We start from the raw sequence: 13,084 nt of genomic DNA, 5'->3' as shown, positions 1-13,084 counted from the left end.
CGCTCAGCCCCGGGTGCCGCGGTCCGTGCGGGGCGGGGCCGCGGCCCTCCCCCGGCTCAGGTCAGCTGACGTTGACCGCCGCCCAGGCGCGATCGACGCCCTGGTACTCGGCCGAGTCCGCGCCGTACAGCTCGCTCGCCGCCTCCAGGGTGGCCTCGCGGGCCGCCGCGTAGTCGGTGGTGGAGGTCATGTACTGGGTGAGCGCCTTGAACCAGATCTGCTCGGCCTTCTCGATGCCGATGCCGGTGACCGGCTCACCGTCGGCGGTCGGCGAGTCGTAGGAGACGCCGTTGATCTCCTTGGCGCCGCTGCCCTCGGACAGCAGGTAGAAGAAGTGGTTGGCGACGCCCGAGGAGTAGTGGACGTCGACGTTGCCGATGCCGTCGTACCAGTAGTCCTCGGAGGAGCCGTCCTTCGAGGGCTCGTCCATGTAGCGCAGCGGGGTGCCGTCGCCGTTGATGTCGATCTTCTCGCCGATGAGGTAGTCCGGGACGTCGCCCTCGCTGTCGGCGTGGAACTCCACCGCGGTGGCGAAGATGTCGCTGGTCGCCTCGTTGAGGCCGCCGGACTCGCCGGAGTAGATCAGCCCGGCCGTCACCGAGGTGACGCCGTGCGTCATCTCGTGGGCGGCGACATCGAGCGAGGTGAGCGGGGCGGCGTTGCCGTCGCCGTCGCCGTAGGTCATGCAGAAGCAGCTGTCGGTCCAGAAGGCGTTGACGTAGTTGTCGCCGTAGTGGACCCGCGAGTACGCGCCGACGCCGTCGCCCTTGATGCCGGAGCGGCCGTGCACCTGCTCGTAGTAGTCCCAGGTGGCGCCCGCGCCGTAGGCGGCGTCGACGGCGGCGGTGGCCGGGTCGCCCGGCGTGCCGTCGCCCCACTTGTCGTCGTCGTCGGTGAAGAGCGTGCCGGTGCCGGACGAGCCGTTCTTCAGGTCGTACGTCTTGTGGCCGCCGCGCTCTCCGTCGGTCAGCTCGAAGCCGCTGCCGGAGGCGGTGGTGCCGATCTCGACGGTGCCGCTGTACTGGCTCTCACCGGTGCCGGCGTGGACGGCGTCCCACTGGAAGAGCCGCTTGCCGGTGGCCGCGTCGGTGACGGTGTGCAGCTCCTGCGGCGTGCCGTCCTTCTTGGTGGCCCTGGTGACCTTCTCGAAGGCCAGCTTCGGCGTGCCCTGGGCGGCCCAGACGACCTTGCGGGCGCCCTTCGGAGTGGCGGCCGTGGTGACGGTGTCCACCTTCAGCTCGGCCTCGACGGCCTTGGTGACGCCGTCGGTGGCGCCGGACGCGTCGGTGTGCACCACGAGGTCGCCGCCGAGCACGGGCAGGCCCTGGTAGGTGCGCTCGTACCGGGTGTGCAGGCTGCCGTCGCGGTCCTTGACCACGTCACGGACGACCAGCTTCTCCTGACTGCCGAGGCCGATCGACCGGGCGGTGGCCGCCTTGGCGGAGTCGGCCTCTTCGAGCAGGCCCGCCTTGGCGTTGGCGGAGAGGGCGGCCGGGGCGGCGGCGGGCACCTTGTCGGCGGCGGGCTGGGCGACGGCCCCGCCGGAGGAGAGCCCGGCGGCGAGCAGTGCGCCGGCGGCGACGGCGGTGGACAGGGCGAGGCCGGTACGGCGGCGGGATATGTGGGGGGTCACGCGCGCTCCCTGGTGAGGACCGGTCAGGACGGCGGGCGTCCGGGCCGGATGTGGGGGACCGGGCCGCATGGCTGCGGTCCGGGTGGGGAAGTAGCGGTGCGGGTACGTCTGTTCGCCCCGACCGGTATGCGTGGGGCGCTCCGGGCGGGTGCGTGCTGCGGTGGTGCGGTTGCGGTGCGTGGTGTGCGGTCGGTGTGAACCGTGCGGTCCGTGCGGAGGAAGCGTGCCATTCATGGCGTGTACATGCCATGCATCGGCCGGAGGTTGGCCGGAAATCGTCCGCCCAGAGGTGGCCGGAGTCCGCTATGCGGCGCCTGTCCCGGGGCGTCCACCCACGAGCAGGGCCGTTCGCGCGCCACTCGTCCACCAGGAACCGGGCCCCGCCGCGGAGGAGAGCCGTACGCCTGGAGGCCCGGACCGGCGCCCCGGCGCGGGCGAGCCCCGATGGCCGGTACCCCGGCCACCGGCCCTTCCGCGGGCGGCCGCCCCGTCCCCCCGGCAGGCGACGGGGGACGGGGCCGCGCACCCCGCGCGGCCGAGGACGGCGACGGGCCGTCAGCTCACCACACTCTCCCGCCACGCCCGGTGCAGTCCCGCGAACACCCCGGTGCCCGAGAGGAGTTCTGCCGGGGTGCCGTCCTCGACGACGCGGCCGCCCTCCATCACCAGGACCCGGTCGGCGATCTCCACCGTCGACAGGCGGTGCGCGATCACCACGGCCGTGCGGCCGCGCAGCACCGTGTCCAGGGCCCGCTGCACCGCCCGTTCGCCGGGGATGTCCAGGGAGCTGGTCGCCTCGTCGAGGATCAGCACCGCCGGGTCGGCGAGCAGCGCGCGGGCGAAGCCGACCAACTGGCGCTGGCCCGCCGAGATGCGCCCGCCGCGCTTGCGCACGTCCGTGTCGTAGCCGTCGGGCAGCGCGGTGATGAACGCGTGGGCGCCGATGGCCCGGGCCGCCGCCTCCACCTCGGCGCGGGTGGCGTCGGGGCGGCCGATGGCGATGTTCTCCGCGACCGTGCCGGAGAACAGGAACGCCTCCTGGGTCACCATCACCACTCCGCGGCGCAGTTCGGGGGTGGCCAGCTCCCGCAGGTCCACGCCGTCCAGCCGGACCTGGCCGGCCGAGGGGTCGTAGAAGCGGGCCAGCAGCTTGGCCAGCGTCGACTTGCCCGCTCCGGTGGAGCCGACCACGGCGACCGTCTGTCCGGCGGGGATCAGCAGGTCGAAGCGGGGCAGCACCTCACCGCCGGTGCGGTAGCCGAAGGAGACCCCGGCGAACTCCACGGTCCGCCCGGGTGCCGCACCCGCCAGGGCGGGCAGGGAGGCCGGTGCCTCGGGCTCGGGGACGGCCGGGCGCTGCGCCAGCAGGCCCGCGATCTTCTCCAGGGAGGCGGCGGCCGACTGGTAGGCGTTGAGGAACATCGCCATCCGGTCGATCGGGTCGTACAGCCGACGGATGTACAGCACCGCGGCGGCCAGCACGCCCAGGGCGAGCGCGCCGTCCGCGACCCGCCAGGCGCCCCACAGCACCATGCCCGCGACCGCCGTGTTGGCCACCAGCCGGGAGCCGATCACGTACCGGGCCATCTCCAGCAGCGCGTCGCCGTTGGAACGCTCGTGGGCGCGGTTGAGCTCCGCGAACTCCCGGTCGTTGGCCTGCTCGCGGCGGAAGGCGCGGACCGGGCGGATGCCGTTGACCGTCTCGGTGAACTTGACGATGACCCGCGCGATCGCCGTCGACCTGCGGGCGTACACCCGGCCCACCCGGCGCCGGTAGAGCCGCACCAGCAGGTACAGCGGGACGAAGGAGAGGACCGCCACCGAGCCGACGCCCAGGTCCAGCCAGAGCAGCATGCCGCCGATGTAGACGAACGACACCAGGACCATCACCAGCTCCTGGAGACCCTCGTCGAGCAGTTCGCGCAGCGACTCCACGTCGGTGGTGGCCCGGGAGATCAGCCGCCCCGAGGTGTACCGCTCGTGGAAGTCCAGGCTCAGCGCCTGCCCGTGCCGGAAGATCCGGCCCCGCAGGTCGAGCAGGACGTCCTGGCTGACCACCGCCGACCGGATCAGGAAGGCGTACTGGAGCAGCCCGCCGGCCAGCGCGCACAGCAGGTATCCGGCGCCGACCGCCACCAGCGGCCCCCACCGGCCCTCCCGCACCGCGGGCACCCCCTGGTCGATGGCGTACGCCACCAGCAGCGGACCGGCCTGGATGGCGGCCTGCTGGAGCAGGAGCAGCAGGACGACGAACCCGACCCGGGCCCGCATGGGCGCCAGCAGGGAGCGCAGCAGCGAACCCGTCGCGCCGGGCGGGGTGGGCAGGTCGTCCTGGTCGAACGGGTCGGGCGCCGGGACGGCGGGCGCGTCCGGCGGCACCGGGGCGGCCGGAGCGGCGGTGCCGGGAGGGCGGGTGCCGTCCGGCCCGGTCCGCTCGGCGGGGTCCTCCTGCGGGCGGGACTCGGTCGTCATCTGTTCGTTCCCTTCGCCGTCTCGGCCGGGCCCGTCGCGTCCTGGTCCGAAGGCGCGTCCGCGCCCGACATCAGCCAGGCGTACTCGGCGCTCTCCCGCAGCAGTTCCTGGTGGGTGCCGACGGCGGTGACGCGGCCGCCGGAGAGCAGCGCCACCCGGTCCGCCAGCAGCACCGTCGACGGGCGGTGCGCCACCACCAGCGCCGTCGTGCCCTTCAGCACCCGGCGCAGCGCCTCCTCGACCAGGGCCTCGGTGTGCACGTCGAGCGCGGAGAGCGGGTCGTCCATCACCAGGAAGCGCGGTCCTCCGACGACGGCCCGGGCCAGGGCCAGGCGCTGCCGCTGACCGCCGGAGAGGCTCAGCCCCTGCTCGCCGACCTGCGTCGCGGTGCCGCCGGGCAGCCGGTCGACGAAGTCGGCCTGGGCCACCTCCAGCGCGCCGCGCAACTCGGTCTGGCCGGCCGAACCGTCCGCGCCCATCAGGACGTTCTCCCCGACCGTCGCCGAGAAGAGGGTCGGCTCCTCGAAGGCGAGCGCCACCCGCGACCGCAGCTCGGCCCGGGTCAGCGCGGTGATGTCCTGCCCGTCCAGCGTGATCCGCCCGGCCGTGATCTCGTGCAGCCGGGGCACCAGCGCCGTCAGCGCCGTCTTGCCGCTGCCGGTCGCGCCGACCAGCGCCATCGTCTCTCCGGAGCGGATGTGCAGGTCGACGCCGTCCAGCACCGGCCGGGAGTCCGGTGCCGCGTCGGGGAAGCGGAAGACGACGCCCGAGAAGCGCAGGCCGTCGGCGGGCCCGGCCGGCTCCGGCGCCACGCCGGCCGGCCTCGTGTCCCGGGGCGTGTCCGGTCCCTCCGACTCGCGGGCCGTGTCGATCACCTCGAAGTACCGCCGGGTCGCCGTCGCCGCCTCCTGGCACATCGCCAGCAGGAAGCCGATCGACTCCACCGGCCAGCGCAGCGCCAGCGCCGTCGTCAGGAAGGCCACCAGGGTGCCCGCCGACAGGCCGCCGTCGGCCACCTGGACGACGCCGAGGACCAGCGCCGCGCCCAGCGCCAGCTCCGGGAGGATCACGATGACCGCCCAGATCGAGGCGAGCAGCCTGGCCTTGGCCAGCTCCGTCGCGCGCAGTCGCCGGGACTGCTCGCGGAAGGCCCGCGCCTGGCTGCGGTGGCGGCCGAACCCCTTGATGATCCGGATGCCGAGGACGCTCTCCTCGACCACCGTCGTCAGGTCGCCCGCCTGGTCCTGGGCCTGCCTGGCCACCCGCGCGTAACGGGACTCGAAGAGCGAGCAGACCGCGATCAGCGGCAGGACGGGGAGGAGCAGCACCAGGCCGAGCGTCCACTCCTGCACCAGCAGGACGGCCATGCCGACGAGGATCGTCGCGCCGTTGACCACCAGGAAGGTCAGCGGGAAGGCGAGGAACATCCGCAGCATCATCAGGTCGGTGGTGCCGCGCGACAGGAGCTGGCCCGAGGCCCACCGGTCGTGGAAGGCGACCGGCAGCCGCTGGATGTGGGCGAAGAGGTCGCCGCGCAGCGTCGCCTCCACCCGGGCCAGCGGACGCGCCACCAGCCACCGGCGGAAGCCGAAGAGCAGTGCCTCCGCGACACCGATGCCGAGCAGCAGCAGGGCGCCCAGCCACACTCCGCCGGGATCGCCGCCCGCCACCGGGCCGTCCACGATCCACTTGAGGACCAGTGGGATGACCAGGCTGACGCAGGAGGCGACGATGGCGACGAAGACGGCCGTGACCAGCCGCGCCCGGGCGGGACGGACGTACGGCCACAGCCGCAGCAGCGAGCGCACCGCCGACGGCTCGGGTCTTCCGGGCGGCGCGCCGGAGGCGGCCGCCGGGGCGGTCTCGGGGAGCGAAGGAGAGTCAGACATCAGCAGTGAGCGTACGGTTCGCACCTGACACCGACCAGCGACTTTTGACCCAGCCGGGCTCGGCCCCGGGACCTGCCCCTGGCACCCGGGCCCCGCGCCTCCGGGGACGCCCAGGGCCGGACGTCATCCGATCGGATGAGGCTCGCGTCACACGGTGACGGCAGACTCCCGTCCATGCCCATCATCGAAGTCAGCGGAGTGCGCAAGGCGTACGGCGGCCGCGTGGTCGTGGACGGAATCTCCTTCACCGTGGAGGAGGGCGAGATCTTCGGCATCCTCGGCCCCAACGGCGCCGGGAAGACCACCACCGTCGAGTGCGTCGAGGGTCTGCGCCACCCCGACGCCGGAACGGTCCGCGTCGCCGGGTACGACCCGGTGCGTGAGCGGGACGCCGTCACCCGGGTCCTCGGTGCCCAGCTCCAGGAGAGCGAGCTCCAGCCGAAGATCACCGTGCGGGAGGCCCTCCAGCTCTACGCCGCCTGCTACCCGGACCCCGCGGACTGGCGTGCCCTCGCCGGACGCCTCGGTCTCACCGAGAAGCTCGGCACCCGCTTCGCCAAGCTCTCCGGCGGGCAGAAGCAGCGGCTGTTCATCGCCCTGGCCCTCATCGGCAACCCGCGCGTCGTCGTCCTCGACGAGCTGACCACCGGCCTCGACCCGCGCGCCCGCCGGGAGACCTGGGCGCTCATCGAGGAGGTCCGCGACAGCGGCGTCACCGTCCTGCTGGTCACCCACTTCATGGAGGAGGCCCAGCGGCTCTGCGACCGGATCGCCGTCATCGACGGCGGCCGCGTCGCCGCCCTCGACACCCCGGCCGGGCTGGTCAGCCGCGCGGCCGGAGCCGTCGTCGTCTCCTTCACGCCCTCCGCGCCGCTGGACGCCGCCGACCTCGCCGCGCTGCCGGGGCTCGCCTCCCGGGAGGAGCGCGACGGGGCGCTCACCCTCACCGGCACCGACGAGACGGTGACGGGCCTGCTCGCCCTCCTCGCCCGCACCGGCACCACCCCGCACCGGCTGCGGATCGTCGAGGCCACCCTCGACGACGCCTTCCTCGACCTGACAGGAGAAGCCGCATGAGCAGCGCCGCCGCCCCCGCCCGCAAGGCGTCGCCCGGCCGAGCCGTGCTGCGCACCGAGACCCGGCTGTTCCTGCGCGAACCGGGCAGCCTCTTCTGGATCCTCGGCTTCCCCGTCCTGCTCCTCGCGATCCTCGGCGCCATCCCGGGCTTCCGCGAACCCGACCCGGCCAACGGCGGGCAGCGGATCATCGAGCTGTACGTGCCGGTCTCCGTGGTGCTCGCGATGATCATGGCCGGGCTCCAGGCGATGCCCCCGGTGATCACCGGCTACCGCGAACGCGGCATCCTGCGCCGGATGTCGGTCACCCCGGTCCGCCCGCAGGCGGTGCTCGGCGCGCAGATGGGTCTGCACGGCGGGGCCTCCCTGGTCTCCGCGGTGCTGGTGATCGTGGCCGGGCGGACCGTGTTCGACGTGGCGCTGCCCGGGCAGGCCGCCGGCTACCTGCTGGCCCTGCTGCTGGCCATCGTCTGCGCGCTGGCGCTCGGCGCGTTCATCTCCGCCGTCGCCCCCACCACCAAGATCGCCACCGCCATCGGCTCGGTCGTCTTCTTCCCGTCGATGTTCACCGCGGGCGTGTGGCTCCCGATCCAGGCCATGCCGGACGTGCTGGCCCGGATCGTCTCCTTCACCCCCTTCGGCGCCGCCGTGCAGGCCCTCGACCAGGCCGCCGCCGGTGACTGGCCGTCCTGGTCGCACCTGGCGGTGGCCGCGCTGTGGGGCGCGGCGCTGTCGCTGGGCGCGATCCGCTGGTTCCGCTGGGAGTGAGGGGGCGCGCCCGGCCGGCGGGTGCGCCCCGGCTCACTCGCGGACCCGCAGCACCAGCACCGAGCGGCCCGGCACGGTGATCCTCGCGCCGCCGGGATGCACGGTGCCCGGCTCGGCCGTCTGCTGCTCGGCGGCGGTGTCGACGGCCACCTCGTACGCCTCGGCCCAGGGGGCGCCCGGCAGGGTGACCTCGACGGGGGCGTGCCCGGCGTGCAGCACGATGTGGAAGCCGGCGTCGGTGACCGGCGTACCGCGTTCGTCCCGGCCGGGGATGTCGCGGCCGGAGAGGTAGAGGGCGAGGGTGCCGGTGGGGGCGTACCAGTCGCGCTCGGTCATCTCGCCGCCCCGGGCGGTGAACCAGGCCAGGTCCCGCAGCCCGTCCTCGGCCTGGGCCCGGCCGGCGAAGAAGGAGCGGCTGCGCAGGACGGGGTGGGCGCGGCGGAGCGCGATCAGACGGCGGGTCAGGGCCAGCAGGTCCGCCCACGCCGGCTCCTGGCGCAGCGACCAGTCGACCCAGCTGGTCGCGTCGTCCTGGCAGTAGGCGTTGTTGTTGCCGCCCTGGGTGCGGCCCATCTCGTCCCCGGCGGTGAGCATCGGGACGCCGGTGGAGAGCAGCAGGGTGGTCAGCAGGTTGCGGAGCTGGCGGTGGCGCAGGGCGGTGACGGCCGCGTCGTCGCTCTCGCCCTCGGCGCCGCAGTTCCAGGAGCGGTTGTCGTCGGTGCCGTCGCGGTTGTCCTCGCCGTTGGCCTCGTTGTGTTTGCGTTCGTAGGAGACCAGGTCGCGCAGGGTGAAGCCGTCGTGGGCGGTGACGAAGTTGACGGAGGCGTGCGGGCGGCGGCCACCCCAGGCGTAGAGGTCGCTGGAGCCGGAGAGGCGGTAGCCGAGGTCGCGCACGTCGGGCAGGGCGCCGCGCCAGAAGTCGCGGACGGCGTCGCGGTAGCGGTCGTTCCACTCGGTCCACAGCGGCGGGAAGGCCCCCACCTGGTAGCCGCCCGTACCGACGTCCCACGGTTCGGCGATCAGCTTGACCCGGCGCAGCACCGGGTCCTGGGCGATCACCGCGAGGAACGGCGAGAGCATGTCCACGTCGTGGAAGGAGCGGGCCAGCGCCGCCGCCAGGTCGAAGCGGAAGCCGTCCACGCCCATCTCGGTGACCCAGTACCGCAGCGAGTCGGTGATCAGCCGCAGCACGTGCGGCTGGACCACGTGCGGGGTGTTGCCGCAGCCGGTGTAGTCGGCGTAGCGGCGGGCGTCCTGCTGGAGGCGGTAGTACCCGGCGTTGTCGATGCCCTTGAGGCTGAGGGTGGGGCCCAGCTCCCCGGCCTCGGCGGTGTGGTTGTAGACCACGTCGAGGATGACCTCGATGCCCGCCGCGTGCAGTGCCCGGACCATGGCACGGAACTCGCCGACCTGCTGCCCGGTGGTGCCGCCCGCGGCGTACGCGGCGTGCGGCGCGAACCAGCCCAGCGAGTTGTAGCCCCAGTAGTTGCCCAGGCCGCGCCGCAGCAGGTGGTCCTCGTGGGCGAACTGGTGCACCGGCAGCAGCTCGACCGCGGTCACCCCCAGCTCCACCAGGTGGGCGACGGCCGCCGGGTGGGCGAGCCCCGCGTAGGTGCCGCGCAGCTTCTCGGGGATGTCCGGGTGGCGCATGGTGAAGCCGCGCACGTGCAGCTCGTAGATGACGGTGTCGGCCCACGGCGTCTTCGGCCGCACGTCGTCGCGCCACTCGTCGGGCCCGTCGTCGCGCACGACGACGCCCTTCGGGACGTACGGCGCCGAGTCCCGGTCGTCGCGGACGGTGTCGGCGTACTCCTGCTGCGGCCAGTCGCGGACGTGGCCGTAGACCTCCGGCGGCAGCCGCCGGTAGTCGGCGCCGCGCGGGGCGTCGACGGCCCGGGCGTAGGGGTCGAGGAGGAGCTTGGCCGGGTTGAAGCGGGCGCCGGTCCACGGGTCCCAGGGACCGTGCACCCGGTAGCCGTAGCGCTGCCCGGCGCCGACCTCCGGCAGGAAGCCGTGCCAGATGCCGTGCGTGAACTCCGGCAGCGGGCGGCGCGTCTCGGTGCCGTCCTCGTCGAAGAGGCAGACCTCCACGGCCTCGGCACCGCCCGCCCACAGCGCGAAGTTGGTACCGGTGACCCCGCCGGGCCCGGTGCGCGGGCGGGCGCCCAGAGGGTGCGGGGCGCCGGGCCAGACCGGTGGGCCGGGGGCCGACGGGCCGCGGCCCGGGCCGGGCGGACAGGCGCCGGGCGACGGCGGTCCCGGTCCGTCCTGGACGATTCGCTGTTCGGCTGCGCTCGACACCTGTCCGCCTCCCGCGACTCCGACGGACCGGCACGGTGCCGACGGGTCCCGGCGCCGCCCGTACGCGGTCCTGCTGCACTGTTCCTGCCCAGGCCGGAGCCTGCGTACTGCCGCTGGGCCGAAAGTGGCGGCGTGCACCAGGGTGACGTTTCCCCCGGCGGGGGCCTGTCGTTGCATCCGTCGTGAAGAACGACAGGACGCGCGCTCGGCGCGCAGCAGCGGCAGCGGCGGCGGTGCTGGCCCTGGTGGCCGCCCTCGCCGGGTGCGGGGCGGGCGGCGGCCCGGCCGACGACCCGGCGGGCGGCGGGCCCGGCCGGCCGGTGCGGATCACCATCACCCCTTCGGACGGCAGTGTGGGGGTGGGGCCGGACGGGCCGCTGGAGGTGCGGGTGGAGCGGGGGCGGCTGGAGTCGGTGAAGGTGGTCCGGGTACGCGACGCCCGCAAGGAGCCGGTGCCCGGGGAGCTGTCCGGCGACGGGCGGCGCTGGCGGCCGGTGGACGGCGTGCTGGCGCTGGCCGCCAAGTACACCGTGCACGCCGTCGCCTCGGACGGGGAGCGGCGGGCGGCCCGGCACGCCTCCTTCACCACGGTGGTGCCCCGGGAGCGGTTCATCGGCTACGTGACGCCGGAGAACCGCGCCACGGTCGGCACCGGCATGATCGTCTCGCTGGAGTTCAACCGGGAGATCGCCGACCGGATGGCCGTCGAGCGCGCGGTGCGGGTCACCGCCGACCCCGAGGTGCCGGTGGCCGGGCACTGGTTCGGCCGTGACCGGCTCGACTTCCGGCCCGAGAGGTACTGGGAGCCCGGCACCGAGGTCACCGTCGCCCTAGGACTGCGCGACGTGGAGGGCGCGCCCGGGGTCTTCGGCCTCCAGCGCAAGGCGTTCACCTTCACCGTCGGCCGCAGCCAGGTCAGCACGGTCGACGCCGCCGCGCACACCATGCGGGTGGTCCGCGCGGGAGAGGAGCCGGTGACGGTGCCGGTCACCGCCGGGGCGCCGGGCTCCACCACGTACAACGGCCGCATGGTGGTGACCGAGATGCTCGACGTCACCCGGATGGACGGGGCCACGGTCGGCTACGGCGGCGAGTACGACATCCCGGACGTGCCGCACGCGATGCGGCTGACCCGGTCGGGCACCTTCCTGCACGGCAACTACTGGGCGGGGGACTCGGTCTTCGGCCGCAGCAACGTCAGCCACGGCTGCGTCGGGCTGCGCGACGTCAAGGGCGGCGGCCACGCCACCCCGGCCGGCTGGTTCTACGACCGGAGCCTGATCGGGGACGTGGTCGAGGTGGTCAACTCCGACGACCGGACCGTGGCGCCCGACAACGGGCTGGGCGGCTGGAACCTCGACTGGCGCGAGTGGCGAGCCGGTTCGGCGCTCGGCTGACCCCGCTCGGCGTCACCCGCGGCCCTCGTCGGCCAGTTGGGACCGAACGGTGACATCCCTCCGGGGTCACCCCCCTGAGCTGTGTGGTTATCTACCCAGTGCCGCCCCGTGACCGATCCGGGCGCGGCGCTGGGCGGGCGCGGATCAGGCGCACAAGTGCGGGCCTGGGGGCAGGCCGTGCGAGGGGAGACAGACTGTGGACGGGCGACCGATATCGGGGGCGTCGGTTGGCGTACGCGCCGGGCGTGCGCGGGGCGCGATGAGCCTGGTGCTGGGGGCGATGCTGGTGGCGCTGACCGCCTGTGGCTCCGGCGGGGACGGCGTGGCCGAGGACGGCAAGGGCGGCGGGAGCAAGCCGGCGGCGGACAGAACGGCCCCGTCGGAGGCGGTCGTGTCGATCGCGCCGAAGGACGGCGCCGAGTCGGTGGCGACCAGCGGGGCGCTGAAGATCACCGCCGAGCAGGGCAAGCTGTCCTCGGTGAAGGTCACCGACAGCAAGGGCAACGAGATCGAGGGGACCGTCGCCAAGGACGGTGCCTCCTGGAAGCCGGCCCACCACCTCGCGGCGGCGACCGAGTACCAGGTGCACGCGGTGGCGAAGGACAGTGAGGGCCGGGAGTCCGCCAAGGACCAGACGTTCACGACGCTGGTCCCCGAGAACACCTTCGTCGGGCACTTCACCCCGGAGGACGGCTCCAAGGTCGGCGTCGGCATGCCGGTCTCGCTCCGGTTCACCCGGGGCATCACCGCGCCGGAGGCGGTCGAGCGGGCGGTCACCGTCACCGCCGAGCCCGAGGTGGAGATCCGCTCCCAGTGGTACGGCAACGACCGCCTCGACTTCCGGCCCGAGGAGTACTGGGAGCCGGGCACCGAGGTCACCGTCAGACTCAACCTGGACGGCGTCGAGGGCAGGCCCGGCGTCTACGGCGAGCAGGCCAAGAAGGTCACCTTCACCATCGGCCGCTCGCAGGTCTCCACGGTGGACGCCAAGAAGAAGACGATGAAGGTCGAGCGGGACGGCGAACTGCTCAAGACCATCCCCATCACCGCGGGCGCCCCCGGCACCCCCACCTACAACGGCCAGATGGTCATCACCGAGAAGCACCAGGTCACCCGGATGAACGGGGAGACCGTCGGCTTCGGCGGCGAGTACGACATCAAGGACGTGCCGCACGCCATGCGCCTGTCGACCTCCGGCACCTTCATCCACGGCAACTACTGGTCCGGCGGCGCCTTCGGCAACCACAACGCCTCCCACGGCTGTGTCGGCCTGCGCGACAGCCGTGGCGGCTGGGACAAGAAGGCACCCGGCGCCTGGTTCTACGACAACTCGATGATCGGCGACGTGGTCGTGGTCAAGAACTCCGACGACAAGGAGATCCAGTGGTGGAACGGGCTCAACGCCTGGAACCTCGACTGGAAGAAGTGGAACCCCCAGCCCGAGGGCTGATCCGCCACCCTCTCCCGTGGGCCCGGCCGCTCCTGCGCCGGGCCCACGGGCGTGCCCGGGTCCCCACCGGGGAGCCGCCGGGCGGCCGATAGCCTGCC

The 13,084-nt window shown here is 73.8% G+C and carries 8 protein-coding genes; 4 read left to right on the top strand and 4 right to left on the bottom strand.

Going from position 1 to position 13,084, the window contains the following annotated elements; all coding sequences use genetic code 11:
* Positions 1-61 precede the first annotated feature (61 nt).
* From Sdia_RS25400 to Sdia_RS25390, 3 genes are all read right to left on the bottom strand, one after another.
* On the bottom strand, positions 62-1,633 hold the full coding sequence (locus Sdia_RS25400; RefSeq protein WP_189499760.1) for a M4 family metallopeptidase: 1,572 nt from the start codon (positions 1,631-1,633) through the stop codon (positions 62-64).
* A gap of 555 nt (positions 1,634-2,188) precedes the next feature.
* Positions 2,189-4,105, bottom strand: a complete 1,917-nt coding sequence (locus tag Sdia_RS25395) for an ABC transporter ATP-binding protein (RefSeq protein WP_189499759.1) — start codon at positions 4,103-4,105, stop codon at positions 2,189-2,191.
* On the bottom strand, positions 4,102-5,994 hold the full coding sequence (locus Sdia_RS25390) for an ABC transporter ATP-binding protein (RefSeq protein ID WP_229830070.1): 1,893 nt from the start codon (positions 5,992-5,994) through the stop codon (positions 4,102-4,104). Before Sdia_RS25390 ends, Sdia_RS25395 begins: the two co-directional genes overlap by 4 nt.
* 174 nt (positions 5,995-6,168) lie before the next feature.
* Between Sdia_RS25390 and Sdia_RS25385 the strand changes: the two genes are divergently transcribed.
* Together Sdia_RS25385 and Sdia_RS25380 are read left to right on the top strand one after the other, a co-directional pair.
* On the top strand, positions 6,169-7,071 hold the full coding sequence (locus Sdia_RS25385) for an ABC transporter ATP-binding protein (RefSeq protein ID WP_100455024.1): 903 nt from the start codon (positions 6,169-6,171) through the stop codon (positions 7,069-7,071).
* A complete protein-coding gene (locus tag Sdia_RS25380) occupies positions 7,068-7,838 on the top strand; it encodes an ABC transporter permease (protein ID WP_115068076.1) in 771 nt (256 codons plus the stop codon). The genes Sdia_RS25385 and Sdia_RS25380 overlap by 4 nt, the downstream gene beginning before the upstream one ends.
* Positions 7,839-7,871: 33 nt before the next feature.
* Here the strand turns inward: Sdia_RS25380 and glgX are convergent, their stop codons facing one another.
* Positions 7,872-10,139, bottom strand: a complete 2,268-nt coding sequence (glgX, locus tag Sdia_RS25375) for a glycogen debranching protein GlgX (RefSeq protein WP_189499758.1) — start codon at positions 10,137-10,139, stop codon at positions 7,872-7,874.
* Positions 10,140-10,321: 182 nt separating this feature from the next.
* On the opposite strand from glgX, the gene Sdia_RS25370 reads away from it, so the two are divergent.
* Positions 10,322-11,536, top strand: a complete 1,215-nt coding sequence (locus Sdia_RS25370) for a L,D-transpeptidase (RefSeq protein WP_115068077.1) — start codon at positions 10,322-10,324, stop codon at positions 11,534-11,536.
* A 196-nt stretch (positions 11,537-11,732) separates the two neighbouring features.
* Positions 11,733-12,986, top strand: a complete 1,254-nt coding sequence (locus tag Sdia_RS25365) for a L,D-transpeptidase (RefSeq protein ID WP_189499757.1) — start codon at positions 11,733-11,735, stop codon at positions 12,984-12,986.
* The last annotated feature ends 98 nt before the right edge of the window (positions 12,987-13,084 follow it).

The sequence above is a fragment of the Streptomyces diastaticus subsp. diastaticus genome (assembly GCF_011170125.1).
In the GTDB taxonomy this organism is placed as follows: Bacteria; Actinomycetota; Actinomycetes; order Streptomycetales; family Streptomycetaceae; genus Streptomyces; species Streptomyces diastaticus.
The sequence above is the reverse complement of the archived record's forward strand: the minus strand, read 5'-3'. Positions and strand labels throughout refer to the sequence as shown.

Bases quoted from the DNA above. Each gene is read 5' to 3' on its own strand.
- Sdia_RS25395 (WP_189499759.1), bottom strand. From the start codon at position 4,105: ATGACGACCGAGTCCCGCCCGCAGGAGGACCCCGCCGAGCGGACCGGG.
- Sdia_RS25390 (WP_229830070.1), bottom strand. From the start codon at position 5,994: ATGTCTGACTCTCCTTCGCTCCCCGAGACCGCCCCGGCGGCCGCCTCC.
- Sdia_RS25385 (WP_100455024.1), top strand. From the start codon at position 6,169: ATGCCCATCATCGAAGTCAGCGGAGTGCGCAAGGCGTACGGCGGCCGC.
- Sdia_RS25380 (WP_115068076.1), top strand. From the start codon at position 7,068: ATGAGCAGCGCCGCCGCCCCCGCCCGCAAGGCGTCGCCCGGCCGAGCC.